The following is a 22,698-nucleotide window of genomic DNA, read 5'->3' as shown; positions in this document are numbered from 1 at the left end:
GAAACCGCCGGCATCCTTTGTGAGGCTTCAGCGCTCCTCGCCCACCTCCAACAGCCTCCCGCTCCGGTCCAGCTGCAGCGGAAAGGTGATGGGCTCCGTCATGGGCTCGTGCACCAGCCGGGCGGTGATCACCGCGACGGGGAGGCCTTCCTCCTCGGGAGGAAGCCGCACGGAGACCCGGAGTTGCCGCAGGCGTGGCTCGTAGGCCTCCACCGCGCGGGAGATGATCCGCTCCAGTTGCCGGGCGGCGTCGGCGGTGGAGCCGAGTGTCCGCAGGTCGGGCAGCCCATAGTCCAGGACCGAGCGCTCGTGTGGCTCGAGCGCATCCGCCTGCTCCAGGGAGAGCATGCAGCGGGTGCTCAGCGCATGGGCCACCTCGCGCCTCACCGAGGCGCGCAATTCCTGCTCATCCAGCACGGCGGGGACGGTCTCCAGGTCCATCAGCCTGTCGAACAGCGGGGCCGGGAATCCGCGGAGCTGCTTGCTCTGTGTCATGGTCTGGCCTCACGAGGGGCTCACTCCGCTTTCTTCATGCCGAGCAGAGATTGGATGGCTTCCAGGTTGGAGGAATCGGGGACGAGCTCCGAGAGGAGCTGGGCGAGCGGCATCTGTCCCCAACTCACGGCGCGCTTGACCAGGTAGGCGACGGGGCTGTGGGGCTCGGTACGCCGCAGGTAGTCGGAGGCGAGGGCCAGCATCTGGTAGGCCTCCTCCCGGCTACGGATGGCGCCCGAACGCCGCCCCGGTACCGAGGGCATGTCCGCGACCGCCGTGTCCAGCGGGGCTTCGACTCCCGCTCCGGGTTCCTCCCGAGGGGTGTTGGCGCGCAGCGTGGAGACCAGCGTCTGGAGGTCGCCGAGGGTGGAGCGGGTGCGGCGCAGTGCCGCGCTGGTTCGTCCCAGCCGCGAGTCGAGGGCCTGCTCCAGTGCGGAGCTGGCCGCCAGTGCGGCGTCCACCCCTCGCGCGAGCATGTCGAGGGCGGGGGCTGGCATCAGCGCGGCGCTGGCCAGGAAGGTCTCCCGGTTCAGAGGGCCACTCGAGGCCCCGGCTTTCTCTGGGCTCGATTCGTCCTGGCCAGCTCCCTGGTGCTTCTCCCGGTGGAGGATCCGCTGCCAGGCCGCGAAGTCAATGCTCACGCCGCCGGGAGTCTGCGCCTTGACGAGGGGCACCTTGCCCAGGACGAGGGGAAGCTTGTCGTCGAGCCATGCCAGGGGGGCGAGCCGGGCCTCCGCATCCTCGTCCTCGAGGGCCGGCCACAGGGAATCCCAGAAGCGATCCACCAGCGCGGTGGTCAGGCTCAGTCCCTGCGCCACGCCCGGGAAGCCCTGCTGGATTCCCCAGGCCTCGGTGAGCCAGGTGGCCAGCTGCAGGTCCTTGGATTCGTGCGCCAGGGCCTGCTGGCAGAGCTCGGTCACTTGGGCCCAGTTGGCGCGCTTGAGGGAGGTCTGCCAGACGCCCTGGGGCAGCGAGGGGTCATCCTCGCGGCGCGCCTCGCGGATCTGATCGTAGAGGGGCTCGTAGCGCAGGCTGCGTCCCGAGGGCGCGTCGGGGGAGATCGGCCGCAGGATCGGCTCGAGGTCCAGTGGAGAGGCGGGGTTCATGTCGTCCATGGCTGGGGGCTCGGGGAGGAGGGTGGGGGCGGGGGGGCGTCATCGAAGGGTGAGGCGCCCCGCCGGTTGATGCGCGCGGCCTCGACATTCGGGCTGGCCAGTCCGCTCTCGGGGAAGGCCTTGCGCTCCAGCAGGTGGGAGGGCACCGCAGAAGTAGAGGCCGCGCAGCAGCGAGGGCTGCGTGAAGGTGGAGGACTGGAAGACCCAGTCATACTGGAGCTGGCTCACGCCCCAGTGGAAGGGTATGTCCAGGCCGAGATGGAAGTGCAGCAGCGCCTCGTATCGGCGGTCCTGCTGTTGGAAGTGCTGGGGTGCGAGCAGCATTCCTTCATGCCACTGCACGGCACCGGGAAGATCGTATGCACGAGTCATGGATGTCGTGTCCTCGGGCCGGTGGATGGACGCGGCCCCGCGAGGGCTCCGTAGAGTTGCCCTTGCTGCTCCAAGGCGGAGACGGTGGGTGAGGTCTGTGACGAACGCGGGCGGGTCGCGAGCCGGACTCCCCGGCAGCGCACCCGGCAAGGGGGAGTGCCTCGGCTGAGACGGAATACGCGTTGCCTGATCGCGCGCGAGCCCGATCTTCAGCCGTTGCAACACCGTATTCCGAGACGTGGAGGGACCTGTCGCGGAATCGGATGTGTCAAGCGTCGAGGAAGCGAGCCCCGGTCATGCTCGACTCTTGCAAGTCGAGGTGTGAGTGCATTGTGGGGAGGAGGAATCCGGTGACGGCGCGCGGATGTTATAAGTTGTTCGGCCGCATGGACTGCGTCTGGATTCAGACCGTGGGTGACAGGGTTGCCACGTCGGCCCAGCTCAGCTCGAAGCGGGCAAGGTACTTGCGCAGCCGATCCGCGTCGTTGACGCTCTTCTTCTGCGCTCGCGATTGGGCGAAGAGGGCCCGCCCCGCGTCGGACAGCGAGTGCGCCTGCCGGCACACCGTGAGCACCTCGGCGAGCTGCGCGCGGTCGAACCGATCCAGCGCCTGGGCCTTCTCCTCCCCGAGTACCTCCACCACGAGGTCCACCGCTGGCTCTTGCTGCCTCGGCCCGTTCCTGGCCCACGCGGTGCGCAGCCGCTCCAGCTCCTCGTCCACGCCCTCGCGGGTGATGCGTCCACCGGGCGCGAGCGTCGCCATCCGCAGCACCGCCGCGTTGAGATCCCGGAAGTTGCCGCTCCAGCGTGCCTCGGGTGAGGTGGCGAAGCGCAGGAAGTGCTCCTGGGCCTCCTTGTTCATCGTCACCCGCGTCCCCAGTGCTTGCGAGGCCTGGTCCAGCTCGTAGAGGAGGTTGGGAGGGATGTCCTCGGGCCGCTCGCGCAGGGGCGGCAGCCGGAAGGTCCACAGGTTGATGCGCGCCAGCAGATCCTCCCGGAAGCGTCCGCGCTCCACCTCGGCCTGCAGGTCCCGGTTGGTGCCGGCGATGAGTTGGAAATCACTCTCCACCTCCTTGTCCGCGCCCACCGGCAGGAAGCGCTTGTCCTCGAGCGCCCGCAGCAGCATGGCCTGCTCGTCCGCGCCCAGCTCGCCAATCTCATCCAGGAACAGCACGCCGCCGTGCGCCTGGCGCAGCAGCCCCGGCCGGTCCGCCAGCGCCCCGGTGAACGAGCCCTTCACGTGCCCGAAGAGCGCGGACATGGCCCCGTCTCCGCGCAGGGTGGCGCAGTTGATGTCCACGAACGGGCCGTTCACGAGCCGCCGGGTCTTCTTGAGCTGGTAGATGCGTTTGACGAGCTGCGACTTGCCCGCCCCCGTGGGCCCCATGAGCAGCAGCGGCGCTCGCGAGCTCGTGGCCACCTGTTCAATCCGCTCGATGAGCCGGTTGAAGGCCGCGTTGCGCGTGTCGATGCCCGCCTTCAGGAAGGACAGGCCCTCGCGCTGCTCCTGTTGGAAGCGCCTCGCCAGCGTGTCGTACTTCGACAAGTCCAGGTCGATGATGGTGTGCGCTCCCGGGCCGCCGTAGTCCTTGCCTCCCGTGGGCGGGGACGTCTGGATGAGCCGCGCGGGGAGGTGCCGGCTCTCGGTCAGCAGAAACATGGTGATCTGCGCGATGTGCGTTCCGGTGGTGATGTGGACGAGGTAGTCCTCCTGCTCGGGCTGGAAGGGGTAGGCCTTCGCGTAGTCGAGCAGCGCCGTATAGGTCTCCTCCAGGTCCCACGGGTTCTGGATGTCCATCGCCGTCAGGTGCACGCGCGTCTCGGGTGACACCTGGGCGATGTCCTCCGCCACATGCCGCGCCATTTCGGCATGGGCGCTCTGGTGGAGCAACTCCAGCCGGTGCACCAGCAGGTCCTCCTGCTGACAGAGGGACACCGTGGGGCGCCACTTCTCCCAGCGCTTGGGCCCTCGCCCCGTGTCGAGGATGGAGCCCAGCATCCCGATGACCACCGTCTCGCGCGCCCGAGTCTTCGCCATGCGGATAGGACTTTATCCTGGAGGATAGGAAGACGGGCAGGGGATTCGCGTTCTCCCTCGGGAAGGACGTTGGCACGCGGCCTGCTCTACCCCCTCGCGTGCCCGGCACGGACCGGGCGAACGATTCCGAAGGAGCAGGTCATGCAGACGACGCCGCGCAACTACGAGGTGCTGACGAACGAGACGGGTGGAGTGCCCATCAAGGCGTGGACGGTGGGGGTGCCCTTCGAGGACGAGGCGAAGAAGCAGCTGAAGGCGATGGCGGCCCTGCCCTTCATCCACAAGTGGGTGGCGGTGATGCCGGACGTGCACCGCGGGTACGGCGCGACGGTGGGGAGCGTGGTGGCGACGGCGGGCGCGGTGATTCCGGCCGCGGTGGGCGTGGACATCGGCTGCGGGATGATCGCCGTGCGCACCACGCTGCGCGCCGAGCAGCTCCCGGACTCCCTGGCGAAGGTGCGCTCGGCCATCGAGCAGGCGGTGCCGCACGGCCGTACGGATAACGGTGGTCGGAACGACCGGGGCGCGTGGCAGGACTCGCCCGCCATGCACCGCGAGGCGTGGGCGCGCCTGAAGCCCGGCTACGACGCCATCATCGCGAAGCACCCGCGCATCGACCGCGGCCCGGACCTCGGGCACCTCGGGACGCTCGGGACGGGGAACCACTTCATCGAGGTGTGCCTGGATGAGGCCGGCCACGTGTGGCTGATGCTGCACAGCGGCTCGCGCGGGGTGGGGAACCGGATTGGGAGCCACTTCATCGAGCTGGCGAAGGAGGACATGCGCCGCTTCTTCATCCACCTGCCCGAGCAGGACCTGGCGTACCTGCCCGAGGGGACGGAGTACTTCGAGGACTACATCCACGCGGTGAGCTGGGCGCAGGAGTACGCGGCGATGAACCGCGAGCTGATGCTGCGCTCGGTGGTGGAGGCGCTGAAGGCGAGCGGTGAGCTGCCGGAGTTCGAGCTCACGGAGGCGGCGGTGAACTGCCACCACAACTACGTGGCGCGCGAGCACCACTACGGGAAGAACGTCTTCGTGACGCGCAAGGGGGCGGTGCGGGCGCGAGAGGGGGACTTGGGAATCATCCCCGGGAGCATGGGTGCGCGCTCGTACATCGTGCGAGGGAAGGGGAACGCGGAGGCGTTCCACTCGTGCAGCCACGGGGCGGGGCGGGTGATGTCGCGCGAGGCGGCGAAGCGGCGCTTCACGCTGGATGACCACGCGAAGGCGACGGAGGGCATCGAGTGCCGGAAGGACGCGGAGGTGATCGACGAGACGCCGGGTGCGTACAAGCCGATCGACGCGGTGATGGCGGCGCAGGCGGACCTGGTGGACGTGGTCCACACGCTGCGCCAGGTGGTGTGCGTGAAGGGTTGAAGGAGTGAGCCAGAAGGGGGGACCCCAAGCATGGGAGGAGACACATGAGGGGATAGAGACATCGAGATGCCCGCTCTCTCCGAGACTTCGGTCGCTAGGATGAGGGAGCGGGCATCGCTACGTGCGGGCACACGGGGTTCACGGGAGGTTTGGAGATGATTCGCATCGACGGTTCGAAGGGAGAGGGAGGGGGGCAGGTGCTGCGCACGTCGCTGGCACTGTCGCTGGTGACGGGACAGCCCTTCCAGATGGTGAACATCCGGGCGGGACGCTCGAAGCCGGGACTGCTGCGCCAGCACCTGACGGCGGTGAAGGCCGCGGCGGCCGTGGGCGACGCGGACCTGGAGGGGGCGGAGCTGCACTCGAAGGAGCTGACGTTCCGGCCTCGGAGCCTGAAGTCCGGCGAGTACCACTTCGCGGTGGGGACGGCGGGGAGTGCGACGCTCGTGCTGCAGACGGTGTTGCCCGCGCTGCTGGGGGCGAGCGGGCCGTCGATGCTGGTGCTCGAGGGAGGGACGCACAACCCGGCGGCGCCGCCGTTCGACTTCCTGACGAAGGCGTATCTGCCGCTGGTGCGTCGGATGGGGCCGAGCGTGGAGGCGACGCTGGAGCGGCCTGGGTTCTTCCCGGCCGGGGGAGGGAAGTTCCTCGTGAGCGTGGAGCCCGCGCCGCTCAAGCCCCTGCACCTGCTCGAGCGGGGGAAGGTCTTGCGGCGGCAGGCCACGGCGCTGATCTCGCAGGTGCCGTTCGAGGTGGCGAAGCGGGAACTGGAGACGGTAGGGAGGAAGCTCGCGTGGTTCCCGGACGAGCGGCGGGTGGAGGAGGTGAAGAACTCGGTGGGACCGGGGAACGCGCTGTACCTGGAGGTCGAGAGCGAGCACGTCACCGAGGTATTCACCGCGTTCGGGGAGAAGGGTGTGCGCTCGGAGGCCGTGGCCGAGGCGGTGTCGGAGGAGGCTCGGGTCTACCTGGAGGCCGGTGTGCCCGTGGGAGAGCACCTGTGTGATCAGCTCATGCTGTTGCTGGCGCTGGCCCGTGGTGGCTCGTTCCGGACCCTGCCGCTTGATGGACATGCGCAGACGCAGATTGAGACGTTCGCGCACTTTCTCGATGTGAAGGTTTCGGTGAGCCAGGTGTCGTCGCAGGTGCGTGAGGTTGTAGTTGATGCCTGAATGAGGCGGATGGGGTTGAGCGAGGTGTTGGAGCCCCTGGGCGTGGCCAGCCGTGGCCTCCAATCTCTCCAACGCGTCCTACGGGGAGTCTCACCCCTCAGTAGCCGGTATTCGCTACAGCCCGCGCTTCTGCAATTGCGCGAGGCTCAGCTCCTGCGCCCTCCAATGCCACAGTTGGGCGAGGGACCACTGGTATTCTCCCTCGCGGTAGAGGCCCTGCTCGACGGCGGCGGCATACCAGGTCGCGGCGTCCTCGTAGCGCCGCTCGGCCTGGGCCTTGAGTGCCAGAAAGAAGGCCAGCTCCTGCTGCTGGTCCGGCTGCTTCGCCAATGCCAGCACCTCCTCCTCCGAGGTGAGCCCCAGCAGGTAACGGCCCACCTGGTGGTAGAAGTCCGGGCGCTCGAGCTGGAAGTACTCCTCCAGCGCCCGGCGGTGTTCCGGGTTGTCATCGCGAGTGCGCACGCTGGAGGCTGCCTTCAACAACCAAGTATAGGCGACATCGCGCTCCCCTTCATGGTTGCTCTGGACATACTCCCAGAGAAGGTCGTCCGCTCCAGCCTCGAAGGCGAGCGTCGCCAGCTGGACTCCCCGCAGGGGGGGAGGCACGCGAGGGCGCAGCCACTCTAGTGCCTCGGCCTTGGACTTCCATCGAGCCAGGCTTTGATAGGTTCGCAACTGGGACCCCAGGCGAATCGACGCGTCGGGGAACTGGATTCTCGAATCCAGCTCGACTGACAGCTGCCAGGACTCCCGGGTTCTGACGAAGCTCGTCAGGAATTGAAGCTCCGCGGCATTGAGACCCCCCTCCTGCAGCATGTTGAAGGCACGCAGTCCCTCCTCCAGGGGCTTGCCGCCGAAGACATCGGCGAACCTGGTCCCCATGAGCCTCCAGTTCTTCGCGAGCAGGCGGCGCACCGGAGAGGCCTTGAGGGCCGCGGCGGCTTCCGCGTAGCGCCCGCTGCGCCAGTGAAGCTCCGCGATCAGCGCCAGGCTGGAAGGGCCGGGGTAGCGGTGCGCCATTCCTTCCGCCATGGCCAGGGCCCTCTTCTCATCTCCGAGCGCCTGGAGCAGGAGCGCTCCCTGTTCGAGGACCTCGTGCCGGTAGGTGGTCAGCGCGGGGGTGAGGACCTCCCAGCCGCGCGCGGGGTTGCCTTCCAGGGCGTGCAGATGGGCCAGTTTCACCAGGACGACACCGCGCGTGACGTCATCCAGTTGCGCATTCCACTCCAGCCACCGCTCGGCGAGGGCTCTCGCCCGCGGGTAGTCCCGCGCGCGCTCCAGCATCTCCACTCCCCGGAGGGTGAAGGACCATTGGTCGCCGGAAGTGGCGACCAATGCCTCCAGCTCGCGAGCCACCTCCTCGGCGGTCAATTGTTTCTCCGTGAGCAGCTTCTCGAGCAGCATGAGCTGGTTCGTCCCTCCCACGGCAGGGTCGTGCAGCAACTGCTTCATCTTCGCGAAGTCGCGCTCCCGCCACGCGAGCCAGCTCTCCACCCCGGGGTACTGGCAGGCCTCCAGGCTCGCGCGGTAGAGCCGCTCGGACAGGACGAGATTGGAGAGGGAGCCCCTCAGTGCGTCGGCCAGGATGACCCGATGGTCCGGGCGGGTGTCGAGTCGGGCGGCGAGGCGCCGGGTCATCGTCGTACGCGCGGGGTCGATGCGGTCGATCGTCGCTTCCAGCTCATCGTGGAGCTCGTTGATCAAGGGCGCTCCCAGGCTCTTCAAATCGTTGAGGCTCTGGAGCAGCACCTGCTCATCCCTAGGGCCTTTGCGGGCGGCGACGAGTCGCGCGTACCACTGCTGGAAATCCCCCGAGGTCCTGGCCTCCCGGGTGCCGAAGCTCTCGGTGCAGTCCGCCGTGGCCTCGGGCGTGGCGAGCCCATCCAGACAGTGCATGGCGCTGCGGTAGAGGGCCGAATCGAACAGGCCCCGGAAGAAGGCGCGCTCCACCTCGGCATCCAGGAAGACGGCGCCCGGGCGGCCCGTCTTCTCGAGCAGCTCGTCGAAGAGGGGAAGCAGGCCACGCTCCTTCACGGGGAGGAGTTCACGGCTGTGGTGCATCCACTGGAGGAGCGCCTCATCCGAGTCCGAGGTCCGGGGCCACGTCGGCGGGAGCATTCCGTAGGGGTTGGCCACGCCGGGGGCTTCATGGGCGTTCGCCCAGGCCACTTCGGCCAGGATGAAGGGCGCGGCCACCCTCCCGATGAACTGATCTTCCGGGTGCGTGCCATCCATCAGCAGCCTTGGCGCCACCACGTGGAGCCCCACCCCGAGTTGCTGGGCGGCCAGCCGGCTGGAGCGCTCCGCACGCTCCACGCGTCCCATCCGCGCCAGCCGGCGTACCCAGAGATGACTGGCTACTCCGGCCCCCGCGTCGCGCTCCGCCAGCGCCTCGAGGAGATCGTCCTCCTGAAGCAGGAAGGCGCGCGCCGCCCCCCCGGAGGGCAGCGCCGAGGCGAGCTGGCGCGCCGTGCGCTCGTACCCCAGGACATGCGAGAGCAGCGCACGTTCCTCGGTGAGGGCCGCCGAGGTCGTCGCGCGCCCCAGCGCCAGCAGCGCCAGGGCCCGGGCTGGGACCGCATCGGCGGTTTCGGTCAGATCCGTGAGCTGGAGCGCCAGGGCCACCGAGGCCCGCGCGGCGCCCACGAGCGTGGCGGGGCTGCGCTTGCCGCGGGACCAGGCTTCGTCGAGCTCTCGCAAGGTCTCCAGGGTCGCTCGGCCCATGGGAAGCGGCGACGCGCCAGGAGGGAGGGAGCCTGTCTGCAGCTCCAACCGTTTCACGCCCAGTTGGTGGGCGCGTGTCTCCAGGAGCGACAAGGCATCGGCGAAGTCGGGGAACTCCGGGAGCCTTCCCACCTCCTTCCCCTCCACCTGGAGTATCCATCCGTCCTCGTGGAAGCGGGCGTCCACGGACGCTGACGCGCTGCCCCCCAGAAGGCGCTCGAGCTCGGAGAGGGCTCGCAAGAAACGCGCGTCCGGCTTGCTGCGGAAGGACTCCTCGTACGCGGCCCGGAACGAGGGGAGGCCCTGGAGCCGGATTCTCGGGTCTCGCGGGAGCGGCAGGGGCATGCCGGGCAGAGGTGCGGTGGGGTGCGCAGGCGCGAGGGCCTGCCCGGAATAGACCAGGGCGCAGGCCAGCAGGACGGCCAGCAACAGCAACAGCCGCAGCCGCGGAGAGAGGGCAGGCATTGGCTCCTCCTCTCAGAAGCCGGGGCGCGTGCGCAATCAACGCCTTTTTTCTACACTGCGGCCGATATCTTTTCCTCCCTTGCGGATTGATGCCTCCGTTGCTCTGGAGGTCGCCGTCCGTGCAGAATGCCCTGACACTCAGACTGTCCCGATCGCCCCGCATGCAGGTGAAGGAGATGGACCGCAGCAACGCGGACGTGGCGGCGCGGGCCCTGGCGGGCGACCGTGAGGCCTGGGGCGAGCTCATCCAACGCCACGGTCACGAGGTGCTCGTCTTCCTGCTGGCACGGGGCGTCCGGGTGGACCGGGCCCAGGAGCTGGTGCAGGAGACGTGGGCCACGCTGCTCGCCCAGCAGGAGCGCGGCAAGCTCCAGCAGCTGCGGCTGCCAGGCATTGCCCTCACCCAGGCCCACTTCCTGCTTCTGCACGAGGTTCGCCGCCGGCCCGAGCGCTTTGCCAGCCTGGAGGACCTGAAGGTCGAGGCGCTGGAGGATGCCACCCCTTCCCCCGAGGCGCGGCTGTTGTCCAAGCAGGAGTTGGAGCGGGCCCGCGCCCTGCTCGAGCAGTGTTCCCCCTCCGGTCAGCGTGTCTTCCAGCTCGTCTTCGGTCGCCCCGACCTGAGCCATGCGGAAGTCGCCGAACATGTGGGACTCTCCGTGCAGCGCGTGCGGCAGATTCTCTGGGAAATCCGCAGCCGCCTGCGCCAGCTGGTGGAGGAGGACCGCCATGAGTGAGCAGCCCCACATCACGGCCGAGATGGCCGCGCAGTACCTGCATGGCCTCCTCGAGCCGCAGCAGCGGTCCTTCTTCGAGGTGCACGCCTCCCAGTGTGACGCGTGCGCGCGGGTGCTTCAGCGGGAGGCGCTCGCGGAGGCGAAGCTGCGCGAGCTGGCCCGAAGCGAGCCTCCCGCCCCGAAGCGGCTGCTGGGTCGTCCCAGGCCGAAGCTGCTGCTGCTGGCCGTGGCCGGGCTGGCGGCGGCGGCCCTGGCGGTGTTGCTGCTGATGCGCTCCCAGGTGTTTCACCCCGCGTCTTCCACCCAGTCCACGGCAGCGGGCACGGAGGTCGCCGACCAGGTCATCCAGTGCCTGTCCGGAGACAACCGGTCCGCCTGTCCTCCCGCCGACCTGCGCCCGGGCGCATCCAAGAGGAACTCACCGCCCTCCCGCGACAAGGCGGAAGCCCAGCTGAGAGAGGTGCCCTCGGACAAGCCCCTCGCCCCCGCGGACGAATACGACTGACGGGATAGGCCCGAGCCCCAGAAACGATTCTGGGGGCGGATCCATGGAAAGCCTCACGTTCTGGGGGGGGAGCCGGACGAACGGAGGCCCTGGCGGCGGCGGAAAGCAGACATGTGTTTCTTCCCATGCGGCCTGCTCGACGCTTTGGGGAGGAGACCCTCCTTCGAGTTGGCCCTGGCGCGTGCAGCCGCGAGGAACGTATGAGCCGCCAGACACAGCGTCATGTGTCGATACCAACCCGTCCAGCTGCGTACCTCATAGTCGTCCAGGCCGACCTCGCCCCTGGCGGATTCGAAGCACTCCTCCACCGGCCAGCGACTGCCGGCAGCTTCCACCATGGAAGCCAGCGAGGTGTTGGCCGGTGCGTGCACCAGGTAGAAGGCGACCTCTGTTTCATCCGAGAGGCCGCGCTGGAAGAGAAACCACCGGGAGAGAGTGCCCGTATGCGACTTGACGCTCATGCGCGCCCAGTCGTACAGGCGTGGGCCCTGGGGACCTGCGCCCGCGGACAGGCGTGCCCAGTCCCTCTTCTTCAGCTCCTTCAAGGCTCTGCCGGCCGTCAACCGGGTGGTGGCGCGCCACGCGGATGTGTTGGCGGTCACCGCCAGCAGGTAGCGTTGATGGTGTCGTTCGAGGACGCGTCGCAGGTTTCCATCACTGCCATACACCTCGTTGCCTATCACCCACGAGGGGGCCAACCCCGCATCAAGGGCTCGCTGCAACATGACTTGTGCCAGTTGGGGTTTGGTACGGAAGACCACTTCTTCCGGGATGCCAGCCTCATGGCGCCTGTTCCTGTGCTTCGTCCACTCCTCGGGCAGGTACAGCTCGCGATCCACCAGGGAGCGGCCCTCGCGGGTGACGTAGGCGAGAAAGACACCCACCTGGCAGTTTTCAATGCGGCCAGCTGTTGCGGCGTACTGATGCGCCACGCCCGCGGACTTGTCCCCCTTCTTGAGGAAGTCCATCTCGGCCACAGCCAGCACGCCCCCTTCGCCCAGCCTCTGCCGTGCGTAGGCCAGCACACCGTCGCGTACTGCATCCTCGTCCCATCTGGCGCGCCCCAGCAGGTGTTGAAACGCGTAGGGGTCCGTCTTCCCGGCTTCCTCCGCGAGGCCCCACGCATTCTTCCGCTCCGCTCGGGACAGCAGCGCCCGTAGGAAGGACCCTGCCGCTTCGAGTGCCTCCCGTCGGCGGAAGTGCGGCGCCAGCCAGGCCGCCAGCTCCCTCAACCCTTCGGGCAGCGTCTGGGCGACGGCAGCCTCGCCCCCTTGGGTGGGTGTAGCGGCGGACACGGGAATCCCCCTTCTTTCCCCTCCGTTGCGTCAACAGCGAGCTTCCGCCGTCTTCTTCCGAGCTGCCGCTGCAGTATCTCGCCCGGAGACCACTGCTCGCAGGTCGGGCGGGTGATCCTGTCCTCCAGCCGACAGCGAGAGCGGGGTGCTGCCTCTGCCGCTGCCTGTTCGCTCGAAGGAGAAGGGGGGGGATGTCGCTCCCGCGTCCAGCCCAGATCGCCGGAGTACGCGGAAATACGCAGACAACCTGCCTGGGATATCCAGATCGCCGGAGTACGCGGAAATACGCAGACAGCCTGCCTGGGATATCCAGATCGCCGGAGTACGTGGATTTACGCAGACACTGCGCGTGGCTTCCGCGTCATGGTCGCAATCACAGATCTCAGATCAGCTCGGCATACGAATCTACAACTGTAGTAAAAGCGGTGAAGACACCTCTTTCTTCTCTTGCGGAGTCGCGCTGGCCGTCGTACGTGTCGGCCGGGCTGAAGCTGCGTGGGAGCACTTCCGCCGGCCCGATCACGATCAGGGGAGAAAACCGTGGCTGACCGCGCAGGTGCCAAGGGCGCGATATTGATGATCCATGGCGTGAATTGCACGGGCGAGGTCTGGGGCCGTATGGCCGGGCAGTTCCGAGACATCGGCTGGCGCGTGGAAACGCCAACGTTCCGTCCGCAGCTCAGGGTGAGGGCCGATCCGTCCGCGGAGCTCTTGAAGCTGAAGCTGGCTGATTATGTCGAGGACATGGAGGCGGCGGCGCGCCGGCTCGAAGCCGAGACGGGTCGGCCTCCGGTCATCTTCGGTCACTCCATGGGAGGACTCATCGCGCAAAAGCTCGCGGAGCGGGGTGTGGCTCGGGCGGTCGTTCTCCTGACGCCGACAGCGCCGTCTGGCTTGCAGCCCAAGCGCTCGTTGGCGCCGCGGTTCACTTTTGCCAACATCTTGTATTCCCCACAGTCCGAGACCCGGGCTCACAAGTTCTGGAGGATTGGCTTCAGTTGGGGAATCTTGAATTGCGTTCCCCTTTCTCGGCACGCGGGAATCTACGCGAACACGTGCTACGAATCGGGCCTCGTCTATCGCGATCTGTTCCATCGCGAGATGGACACCCAGAGGATCTCCCACATCGATGAAGCGCGCATCGGCGTGCCGGTCTTGACGATCGGCGCCGCCAGGGATCGTGCCATCCACATCGACATGCAGCGCAGGGTCGCGGAGAAGTACAAGCGCGTCGGCGATTACCTGGAATATGCCAACAACGCCCACTGGATTGTGGACGAGCCTGGAACCGAGCGAGTGATTGCCGACATCGCGGTTTGGCTGAATGCGAAAGTAGCTCAGTGAGGAGCCTTGACGATGATCTCGAACATTCCCGCCGCCAGCTATTCGAAAGTCGCTGACAAGTACGACACGCAGTCGAACGAAAATTCATTCTGGGGCGAGCACGCCCGCGGCTCGTACGAGGCCTTTGTCCTCAAGCCCCAGTATCGTGTCATCGTCGATGTCGGGTGCGGGACCGGAGGTGCTCTGCACCATCTGCAGGGTCGCGCGCCTGCTTCCACGAAGTTCATCGGGGTTGAGCCCTCCGAGCAGATGCGTCTCTTCGCGCAGCAGCGCAACGCGGGGAACGCCTCGGTCGAACTTCGGGAGGGTCGGTTCGAGGACCTGCCGCTCGCGGACGCCTCGGTGGACTATCTGTACAGTATCTGGGCATTTCATTGGTCCAATGATCCCAGGCGAGGCGCCGCCGAAATCCGTCGTGTCCTGAAGGAAGACGGCGAGCTCGACATGTGGTTCATCGGCTTGAACACCGGGCGAGAATTCTCACGGAAGACGGCCGAGGTCCTCTCCAGATATGTCGATCTGGAGACGCGCCTGCGCGCGGCGTCGATGATGGCCGCGTTCGATCGAAATATCGTCGATGGTCTGTTCTCCGGTTTCGAGTCCTCCGGGCTGACGATCACGGAAGAGACGACGGCGCATTACGACACCCTGGAAGCTCATTGGGCCTGGCAGATTCGCTCGGAGGCACACTATTCGGTCATCCCCCCGGCCGATCGAGAGCGGTTCGATGCCGAGCTTCGGGCCGCGATCGCCAGCCTTGGCGACGAGCGCGGTATCCCCTACACGCGACATAGCTTCCACGTCCGGTATCGCCATGTGGCGCGTTCCTTCCTCGCGGTCCCCGCGTGGATCGACGACCTCCGAACGGCCGCGGAGCCCGAGGCGTTCCGTCGCCCTGTCTCTCTTTGCACGCTCGTCGCCGAGAGTGATGAGGAGCTTCGGCGTGGCGCGGAGCAATTGGGTGGGTTCATCGAGCAAGAGTCTCGAGAAGGATCGTCGCCAGGCGACATCCAGGCCGTCGTGAATGCCGGCGCAGGCTCGCACCGGCTCGCTCTTGTCGCAGCCGACGCGGCCTCTCTGGCGCAGGGCCTGCGGACCGCGGCCCAGGGACGCGTTCCAGCGCTCGGCGCGCGGCGCGTCGTCGACAGGCGTCCCGTGGTGGCGTTCGTGTTCACCGGCCAGGGCTCCGCACGAACCGGAATGGGACGAGAGCTGTTCGAGACCAGCCCCGTCTTCCGTGCCGGGATCGAACAATGCGCACGGATCTCGGATGAGTTGATCGGAGGGTCGCTCGTCGATGTCTTGTGTCGGGATGCGGACCAGCCGATCGAAGATGGTGTCGAGGCGCAGGTCGCCCTTTTCGCGCTTCAGTATTCCTTGGTTCACCTGTGGCGGTCATGGGGCGTGCATCCGAACGTGCTTGTGGGGCACAGTCTCGGCGAGTTCGCGGCCGCTTGTGTCGCAGGGGCTTTTTCGCTGCGTGACGCCATCCGGCTGGTCGTGGGTCGCGCTCAGGCGATGAGGGATCACGCGATTCCGGGCTCCATGTGCGCCGTGCGAGCGAGCGTCGATCAGCTCACTCCGTATCTCTCGAGCCGTGCTGGACGAGTCGTCATCTCCGCCTTCAATGCGCTGGAGAGCCTGGTGCTCGCAGGCGAGACAGGTGAGCTGGAGGCCCTGTCTCGGGAGCTCGCGGCCCAGGGGATCCGGACGACGCCACTTCAGACCGCGCATGCGTTCCATTCGCCGCTGATGTTGCCCGCGGAGGCCGCGTTCCGGGCGGTATGTGGGTCGGTTGGCTATTCGGCCCCGCAGATTCCTTTCGTCAGTACGGTGGATGGGGGGCGCGAGGGGGATGTGACGAATCCGGAATACTGGGTTCGCCACATGCTGGAGCCGGTGCGGTTCATGGCGGCCATTGAAACCCTCCAGAGCCGAGGTGTCTCCGCCTATGTGGAGATCGGGCCCGGTGCGACACTGACGAACCTGGTGGTTCAGTGTCTGGGTGAAGGTCCTGCCGTGTGCGCGCCGTCGTTGAATGGACAGCGCGACAACTGGCCTTCGCTGCTCGCATGCCTCGGGGCGCTCCATGCGCAGGGCATCGACATCGACTGGAGGAGATTCGCGTTTCCCCAACCGCATCGGACCATGTGTCTCCTGGCGCAGGACGGGCGGTCGATGACCGGCGCGAGCTCGGAGAGTGGTCGCGACGGCAGACTGGCCGTCGTTCGAACGGCTGCTTCGTCGAACGCCTCCGCATGGGGGCGACGCCTGGAGGAGTTGCCCTCTTCCGGGCGGTTCCGGGAGGTGCGGCGGCTGGTCCGGGCCGAGGTCGCGGAACTGCTGGGCAGGGAGATCGGCGAGGACGCGGATCGCAAGGGATTGATGGAGCTCGGGTTCGACTCGCTCCGTTCGGTGGCGCTGGCGCGTGCACTGTCGAACCGGATTCAGCAGCAGGTCTCGGATACCATCACCTTCTCGCGTCCCAACATCGAGGCGCTCGCGCGCTTCGTGCTCGAAGCGCTTTCGCTCGAGACGAAGGGAGAGTCCGCTCCGCTCGTGGCGAACCGTCCCGCCGGGGACGCCGCCGAGGAGCCAATCGCGATTGTCGGAGTGGGTTGCCGGTTGCCGGGTGGTGTCGTCGACCTGGAGGGGCTTTGGACGCTCCTCGACAGCGCGAAGGACACCGTCGGCGAATTCCCCGCGGACCGGTGGGATGTGTCGGGGTGGCTCGATTCCGACCCCGATGCCCCGGGAAAAACGTCCGTGACGCGCGGTTCGTTCCTGAAGGATGTGGCCAGCTTCGATCCCGCCTTCTTCGGTATTTCGCCCCGCGAAGCCTTGCGGATGGATCCCTCGCACCGACTCCTGCTGGAGGTGTGCTGGGAGGCATTGGAAAACGCGGCGGTTCCTCCGAAGGGACTCGTCGGGACCGAAACGGGGCTCTTCGTCGGGATCGGCCCGTCCGAGTATGAGGCCGCCCGGCCTCAGGCGGTGGCCTCCGTTGGAATCGACGCCTACACCGGGTTGGGAACGATGCCCAGCGTCGGCGTTGGCCGAATCTCGTACGTCCTGGGGCTGCAAGGGCCCTGCTTCGCGGTGGATACGGCCTGTTCGTCCTCCCTCGTGGCCATTCATCAGGCCTGCCAGAGTTTGCGCTCCGGGGAGTGCACCATGGCCCTGGCCGGCGGAGTGTCGCTGATGCTGTCGCCGAGCACCTTCGTGTGGCTCTCGAAGAGCCGCGCGCTGGCGACGGATGGACGCTGCAAGACGTTCTCGGCGGACGCAGATGGCTACGGGCGCGGCGAGGGGTGTGCTGTCGTTGTTCTCAAGCGACTCAGTCAGGCCCGTGCGGACGGCAACCGGGTATTGGCCCTGATTCGAGGATCGGCGATCAACCATGACGGCGCGAGCAGTGGTCTGACCGTGCCGAATGGAAGTGCGCAAGAAGCCGTGCTGAGGCGAGCCCTGGAGGATGCGGGCTGCGCCCCGTCGTCGGTGGGTTATATCGAAGCGCATGGCACGGGTACGCCCCTGGGCGATCCCATCGAAGCCGAAGCCCTGAACGTGGTGTATGGCCCCGGGCGGACCTCCGCCGAGCCGTTGCTGCTCGGGTCGGTGAAGACGAACATTGGCCATCTCGAGTATGCGGCGGGAATCGCCGGGCTCCTGAAGGTCGTCCTGTCCCTTCGGGAAGGGCGGCTCCCCGCGCACCTCCACGCGCAGACACTGAACCCCCGGCTCTCGTGGGGCGAACTGCCGTTGTCCGTGACGCGCACGAGCATGCCATGGCCGGAGTGGAATTCGCCTCGGCGGGCGGGCGTGAGCTCGTTCGGCCTGAGCGGTACCAACGCCCACGTGGTGTTGGAAGAAGCGCCGAAGGAGGTGCTCGCGCCGGTGTTGCTCGCGCGTCCGTCCGAGCTCGTGGTGCTGTCGGCCCGGAGCTCGACGGCGTTGGATGGTGTGGCGGGGCGGCTCGCGGCGCACCTGGATGCGCACCCGGAACTGGGGCTGGGGGAAGTGGCGTTCAGCCTGGCGACCACGCGTAGCCCGATGGAGCACCGGCTCGCGGTGGCGGCGAACTCCCGCGAGGCGTTGCACGCGGCGCTCGATGCGGCGGCACAGGGCCAGATTCCGCCGGGGGCCGTGCGGGGTCGCACCTCCGCCGGCGGTGTGCCGAAGGTGGTCTTCGTATTCCCTGGCCAGGGCTCGCAGTGGGTGGGGATGGGTCGGCAACTCCTGGCCCAGGAGCCCGTCTTCCGCGCCGCGCTGGAGGCATGCGACCGGGCCATTCAGGCCGAAGCGGGTTGGTCGCTCCTCTCGGAGCTCGCCGCCGATGAGACCGTTTCGCGCCTCGACCACATCGACGTGGTGCAGCCGGTGCTGTTCGCCCTGGAGGTCGCGCTCGCGGCGCTGTGGCGCTCGTGGGGGGTGGAGCCGGACGCGGTGGTGGGACACAGCATGGGCGAGGTCGCGGCCGCGCATGTGGCCGGTGCCTTGTCGCTCGAGGATGCCGTGGCGATCATCTGCCGGCGCAGCCTCCTGTTGCGGCGGATCAGTGGTCAGGGCGAGATGGCGCTCGTCGAGCTGTCGCTGGCCGAGGCCGAGGTCGCGCTCCGGGGCTACGAAGACCGGCTGGGCGTGGCGGTGAGCAACAGTCCCCGCTCGACGGTGCTGTCGGGCAATCCGGCGGCGCTTTCGGAGGTGCTGTCGGCGCTGGAGGCGAAGGGCGTGTTCTGCCGACGGGTGAAGGTGGACGTCGCCAGCCACAGCCCGCAGGTGGACCCGTTGCGTGAGGAGCTCCTGGCCGCGCTCGGCGGGCTCGAGCCGCTGGAAGCGGCGGTGTCGATGCGCTCGACGGTGACGGGTGCGACCGTGGAGGGTCCGGAACTGCGGGCGAGCTACTGGGCGGACAACCTTCGACAGCCGGTGCGCTTCGCCGAAGCGGTACAAGCGCTGCTGGACGACGGTCATGGGCTCTTCGTGGAAATGAGCCCGCATCCGATCCTGACGATTTCGGTCGAGGAGATCCGGCGGGCGTCGGAGCGCGAGGGGGCCGCGGTGGGCTCGCTGCGGCGTGGGCAGGACGAGCGCCCGTCGATGCTGGAGGCACTGGGCGCGCTGTGGGTGCAGGGCTATCCGGTGACCTGGGAGCGGTTGTTCCCCGCGGGAGGCCAGAGTGTGCCGCTGCCGACCTATCCCTGGCAGTGGGATCGGTACTGGCTCGAAGTGCCGGCCGAGCGCGCCTCGGGTTCCAAGCGTCGCGCTCATTCAGGAGGCCACCCGCTCCTGGGTGAGTCCCAGACGCTTTCAACCGAGACGAGCACGCGCCTGTGGGAGACGACGCTGGATCTCAAGCGGCTGCCGTGGCTCGGTGATCACCGGGTGCAGGGGGCGGTCGTGTTTCCGGGAGCGGCGTACCTGGAGATGGCGCTGTCGTCCGGGGCCGAGGACCTGGGTGATGGCCCGCTCCAGATCACCGACGTGGTGCTGGCGCAGGCGCTGGCCTTCGCGGGTGATGCGGCGGTGCCGGTGCAGATGGTGACGACCGAGGAACAACCGGGACGGCTGCACTTCCAGGTCGCGAGCCGGATGTCGGACGCCGGCCGTGCGTCCTGGCGAGTCCATGCCCGCGGCACGTTGCGTCGGGCGGAGCACGCCGAGGCCCCTGTGGGGTTGGATCTGGCGGCGCTGCGCGCCCGGTTGGGAGCCAGTGTGCCCGCCGCGGCGGCCTATTCGGCACTGACCGGGATGGGGCTCGAGTACGGGCCGGCGTTCCAGGGGCTTGCCGAGCTGTGGCGAGGTGAGGGTGAGGCGCTGGGACGGGTGCGGCTGCCCGAGCTCGCCGGCTCCTCGGCGGCGTACCGGCTGCATCCGGCGCTGCTGGATGCGTGCTTCCATGTGATGGCCGTCGCGCTCGCCGACAGCGGAGAGACGACGCCGTGGGTGCCCGTGGAGCTGGGCTCGCTGCGGCTGTTCCAGCGGCCTTCGGGGGAGCTGTGGTGCCATGTGCGGAGCGTGAGCGCCGGGCAACAGGCACCCGAGCGGCGGAGTGCCGACTTCTGGCTGGTCGACAGCACGGGGGCTCGGGTCGCCGAGATTTCCGGGCTCGTGGTGCAGCGACTGGAAGGCGGCTCGCGTCGGAAGGAAGAAGACGACTGGTTCCTGGATCTCACCTGGGAGCCCGCGGCCCCGGCCACCGCCAGAGTCAAAGCGGGTCGGTGGCTGCTGCTGGGCGGGGGCGATGGACTCGGCCACTCGTTGCGCTCGGCGCTGGAGGCGGCTGGCCATGCCGTCGTCCATGCGACCGGGAACGATACGAGCACCGTTGGCGTACGAGCCCTCCTGGCCGATGCTTTCGGCGGACAGGCTCCGACGGCCGTCGTGCACCTCGGCAGCCTTGATGGGGGACGTGAGCTCGACTCCGGCGCCATCGAGACGGCACTGGCTCGCGGTTGTGACAGCGTGCTCTACACGGTGCAGGCCCTGGCCGGTATGGGGTGGAGAGATGCGCCGCGTCTGTGGCTGTTGACCCGCGGCGCTCAGGCCGCTGGTGCCGGCGATGTCTCCGTGGGGCAGGCCGCGCTTCTGGGACTGGGTCGCGTCATCGCCCTGGAGCACGCGGAGCTGCGGTGTGGTCGCGTCGACCTGGATCCGGCTCGTCCGGAAGGCGAGGTCGGCGCCCTGCTGGCGGAGTTGCTCGGAGACGACGCCGAAGAGGAGGTCGCGTTGCGTGGGGGTGAGCGGCTCGTGGCCCGGCTCGTCCGCCGGCTGCCCGAGACCGAGCGCCGGGAGAAGCTCGAGCCCCCGGGTGACAGGCCCTTCCGGCTGGAGATCGACAAGCCGGGCGTGCTCGATCACCTGGCGCTCCGTGTCGCGGAGCGGCGCGCTCCGGGTCGGGGCGAGGTGCAGATCGCCGTCGAGGCGGCGGGACTCAACTTCCTCGACGTCCTGCTGGCGCTGGGCGTGATGCCTCATGACACGGCGGGGGAGCCCAACGCACCGCTGGTGCTCGGGGGCGAGTGCGCCGGGCGTATCGTCGCCGTGGGCGAGGGCGTGAGCGGTCTCGCGGTGGGCCAACCGGTGATCGCTCTGGCGGGAGGAGCCTTTGCTTCTCACGTCACCACGTCGGCCACGCTGGTGCTGCCACGGCCTTCGGGGCTCTCGGCGACCGATGCGGCCGCGATGCCGATCGCGTATCTGACGGCGTGGTATGCCCTGGACAGAGTGGCCCGCCTGCAGCCTGGGGAGCGGGTGCTGATCCACGCGGCGACCGGCGGTGTCGGCCTGGCCGCGGTGCAGTGGGCGCGGCACGTAGGGGCCGAGGTCTACGCGACGGCCGGTACGCCCGAGAAGCGTGCCTACCTGGAGTCGTTGGGGGTGCGGTACGTGAGCGATTCCCGCTCGGACCGGTTCGTCGCGGATGTGCGCGAGTGGACGGGCGGCGAGGGGGTGGATGTCGTGCTCAACTCGCTTTCGGGCGAGTTCATCAACAAGAGCTTCAATCTCCTGCGCGACCACGGTCGCTTCGTGGAGTTGGGCAAGCGCGACTACTACGCGAACAACCGGCTTGGTCTGCAGCCGTTCCTGCGCAACCTGTCGTTCTCGCTGGTGGACCTGCGGGGAATGATGCTCAAGCAGCCGGCGCGGGTCCGTGCGCTCTTCGAGGAAATGCTCGGCCTGATCTCCGCGGGTGCGTTCACTCCTCCGCCCATCGCGACCCTGCCGATCTCCCAGGTCGCCGATGCGTTCCGGAAGATGGCGCAGGCGCAGCATCTCGGGAAGCTCGTGCTCATGTTGGAGGATCCGGAGGTCCGGGTCCGCGTGCCGGCGGAGTCCCGCGCCACGATTCGCCGCGACAGCTCCTACCTCGTGACCGGCGGTCTGGGCGGACTCGGTCTGAGCGTGGCCGGGTGGTTGGCGGAGCAGGGGGCCGGCCACCTCGTGCTGATGGGCCGGTCGGGGGCCGCGAGCCCGGAGCAGAAGACCGCTGTCGACGCGCTCTCCGCCCGGGGCGTCCGTGTGACGGTGGCGAAAGCCGACGTCGCCGATCGGGCGCAGCTCGTGCGGGTTCTCGACGAGGTGGTCGCGTCGGGGATGCCGCTGCGCGGGGTCGTCCACGCCGCGGGGCTGTTGGACGACGGAATGTTGCAGCAACAGGACCCGACGCGCTTGCGCAAGGTCATGGCGCCCAAGGTCCAGGGCTCCTTGCACCTGCACGAGCTCACCCGGGAGGCGCCGCTGGACTTCTTCGTGATGCACGCCTCGGTGGCGGGCCTCATGGGCTCGGCGGGTCAGGGCAACTACGCCGCCGCCAATGCCTTCATGGATGCGCTGGCTCACCACCGAAGGGCGCAGGGCCTGTCGGCGCTGAGCATCGACTGGAGCGCGTTCTCGGAGGTGGGTCTGGCCGCCGCGCAGGATGGCCGCGGTGCGCGGCTGGCCTCTCGTGGAATGAAGAGTCTCACCCCCGCCGAGGGCCTGTCCGTGCTGGCGCGCCTGCTGGACAGCGACCGTGCGCAGGTGGGAGTGGTGCCGCTTGATCTGCGGCAGTGGGTGGGGTTCAACCAGGCGGCGGCGTCCTCGCGGATGTTGTCGCGGCTGATGGCCGAGCAGCGGGCCGGACGGCCCGTCGGGGACAGGAACCTGCTCGAACGGATTGCCGCTGCCGAGCCGGGCGCGAGAGCGTTGCTGTTCCAGGAATTCCTCCGGGGGCAGGTCTCGCAGGTGCTGCGCATCCCCGAAGGGAAGATCGACGTCGCGGCTCCTCTCTCCAGCCTGGGCATGGACTCGCTGATGGGTCTGGAGTTGCGCAACCGTATCGAGGCCGCGCTGGGCATTCGCGCACCGGCGAGCCTCTTGTGGACCTACCCCACCGTGGTGGCACTGAGCGGGCACCTGGCTCGTGGAGTACGCGAGGAACCCCCCGCGAAGTCATCGCCGACCCACACTGATTCTTCCAATGAGGTCGAGGACATGTCGCAGGCGGAGTTGGCGCGACTGATCGACGAGAAGTTCGAGGTGCTCGCATGAATAACTCCAGCTCTAGCTCGCAGCAG

General features: G+C 68.1%; 12 protein-coding genes. 6 read left to right on the top strand and 6 right to left on the bottom strand.

Annotation, left to right across the window (positions count from 1 at the left end; all coding sequences use genetic code 11):
* Window positions 1-27 precede the first annotated feature (27 nt).
* The 4 genes from tssE to rtcR all read right to left on the bottom strand — a co-directional run bounded on the left by tssE (window position 28) and on the right by rtcR (window position 4,020).
* Window positions 28-495, bottom strand: coding sequence for a type VI secretion system baseplate subunit TssE (tssE, locus tag DAT35_RS17805; protein ID WP_108068225.1), 468 nt, complete (start codon window positions 493-495; stop codon window positions 28-30).
* 20 nt (window positions 496-515) lie between these two features.
* A complete protein-coding gene (gene tssA / locus DAT35_RS17800; protein ID WP_108068224.1) occupies window positions 516-1,610 on the bottom strand; it encodes a type VI secretion system protein TssA in 1,095 nt (364 codons plus the stop codon).
* Between the two features lie 39 nt (window positions 1,611-1,649).
* Window positions 1,650-1,982 carry a type VI secretion system baseplate subunit TssK gene (locus tag DAT35_RS17795; protein ID WP_146209761.1) on the bottom strand — a complete coding sequence of 111 codons (333 nt, stop codon included), beginning with the start codon at window positions 1,980-1,982 and terminating at the stop codon, window positions 1,650-1,652.
* 403 nt (window positions 1,983-2,385) lie between these two features.
* Window positions 2,386-4,020 carry an RNA repair transcriptional activator RtcR gene (rtcR, locus tag DAT35_RS17790; protein WP_108068222.1) on the bottom strand — a complete coding sequence of 545 codons (1,635 nt, stop codon included), beginning with the start codon at window positions 4,018-4,020 and terminating at the stop codon, window positions 2,386-2,388.
* A gap of 141 nt (window positions 4,021-4,161) precedes the next feature.
* Between rtcR and DAT35_RS17785 the strand changes: the two genes are divergently transcribed.
* A complete protein-coding gene (locus DAT35_RS17785; RefSeq protein ID WP_108068221.1) occupies window positions 4,162-5,400 on the top strand; it encodes an RtcB family protein in 1,239 nt (412 codons plus the stop codon).
* A 155-nt stretch (window positions 5,401-5,555) separates the two neighbouring features.
* Entirely contained in the window at window positions 5,556-6,572 is a 1,017-nt protein-coding gene (gene rtcA / locus DAT35_RS17780; protein ID WP_108068220.1) for an RNA 3'-terminal phosphate cyclase, read from the top strand.
* Window positions 6,573-6,686: 114 nt separating this feature from the next.
* On the opposite strand, the gene DAT35_RS17775 is transcribed toward rtcA, so the two are convergent.
* On the bottom strand, window positions 6,687-9,761 hold the full coding sequence (locus tag DAT35_RS17775; protein ID WP_108068219.1) for a hypothetical protein: 3,075 nt from the start codon (window positions 9,759-9,761) through the stop codon (window positions 6,687-6,689).
* A gap of 119 nt (window positions 9,762-9,880) precedes the next feature.
* Here DAT35_RS17775 and DAT35_RS17770 point away from each other — a divergent pair, with 119 nt between their 5' ends.
* Window positions 9,881-10,495 carry an RNA polymerase sigma factor gene (locus DAT35_RS17770; protein ID WP_158501757.1) on the top strand — a complete coding sequence of 205 codons (615 nt, stop codon included), beginning with the start codon at window positions 9,881-9,883 and terminating at the stop codon, window positions 10,493-10,495.
* Entirely contained in the window at window positions 10,488-11,000 is a 513-nt protein-coding gene (locus DAT35_RS17765) for a hypothetical protein (RefSeq protein ID WP_108068217.1), read from the top strand. The genes DAT35_RS17770 and DAT35_RS17765 overlap by 8 nt, the downstream gene beginning before the upstream one ends.
* Window positions 11,001-11,053: 53 nt before the next feature.
* Here DAT35_RS17765 and DAT35_RS17760 read toward each other — a convergent pair whose 3' ends face one another.
* Window positions 11,054-12,295: an IS701 family transposase gene (locus DAT35_RS17760; RefSeq protein WP_158501756.1), complete on the bottom strand. Its 1,242-nt coding sequence runs from the start codon at window positions 12,293-12,295 to the stop codon at window positions 11,054-11,056.
* A gap of 540 nt (window positions 12,296-12,835) precedes the next feature.
* Between DAT35_RS17760 and DAT35_RS17755 the strand changes: the two genes are divergently transcribed.
* Together DAT35_RS17755 and DAT35_RS17750 are read left to right on the top strand one after the other, a co-directional pair.
* Window positions 12,836-13,639, top strand: coding sequence for an alpha/beta hydrolase (locus DAT35_RS17755; protein ID WP_199242924.1), 804 nt, complete (start codon window positions 12,836-12,838; stop codon window positions 13,637-13,639).
* Window positions 13,640-13,651: 12 nt separating this feature from the next.
* The gene (locus DAT35_RS17750; protein WP_108068215.1) at window positions 13,652-22,672 is read left to right on the top strand and encodes a type I polyketide synthase; all 9,021 of its coding nucleotides are present in this window, start codon (window positions 13,652-13,654) and stop codon (window positions 22,670-22,672) included.
* Window positions 22,673-22,698 lie beyond the last annotated feature (26 nt).

It is taken from the genome of Vitiosangium sp. GDMCC 1.1324, from assembly GCF_003044305.1.
Lineage (GTDB): Bacteria > Myxococcota > Myxococcia > Myxococcales > Myxococcaceae > Archangium.
This window is presented reverse-complemented; position numbering and strand designations above follow the sequence as displayed.

What these genes read in the sequence shown, in the direction of transcription:
- tssE (WP_108068225.1), bottom strand. Translation starts at nt 495, where the DNA reads ATGACACAGAGCAAGCAGCTCCGCGGATTCCCGGCCCCGCTGTTCGAC.
- tssA (WP_108068224.1), bottom strand. Translation starts at nt 1,610, where the DNA reads ATGGACGACATGAACCCCGCCTCTCCACTGGACCTCGAGCCGATCCTG.
- DAT35_RS17795 (WP_146209761.1), bottom strand. Translation starts at nt 1,982, where the DNA reads ATGACTCGTGCATACGATCTTCCCGGTGCCGTGCAGTGGCATGAAGGA.
- rtcR (WP_108068222.1), bottom strand. Translation starts at nt 4,020, where the DNA reads ATGGCGAAGACTCGGGCGCGCGAGACGGTGGTCATCGGGATGCTGGGC.
- DAT35_RS17785 (WP_108068221.1), top strand. Translation starts at nt 4,162, where the DNA reads ATGCAGACGACGCCGCGCAACTACGAGGTGCTGACGAACGAGACGGGT.
- rtcA (WP_108068220.1), top strand. Translation starts at nt 5,556, where the DNA reads ATGATTCGCATCGACGGTTCGAAGGGAGAGGGAGGGGGGCAGGTGCTG.
- DAT35_RS17775 (WP_108068219.1), bottom strand. Translation starts at nt 9,761, where the DNA reads ATGCCTGCCCTCTCTCCGCGGCTGCGGCTGTTGCTGTTGCTGGCCGTC.
- DAT35_RS17765 (WP_108068217.1), top strand. Translation starts at nt 10,488, where the DNA reads ATGAGTGAGCAGCCCCACATCACGGCCGAGATGGCCGCGCAGTACCTG.
- DAT35_RS17750 (WP_108068215.1), top strand. Translation starts at nt 13,652, where the DNA reads ATGATCTCGAACATTCCCGCCGCCAGCTATTCGAAAGTCGCTGACAAG.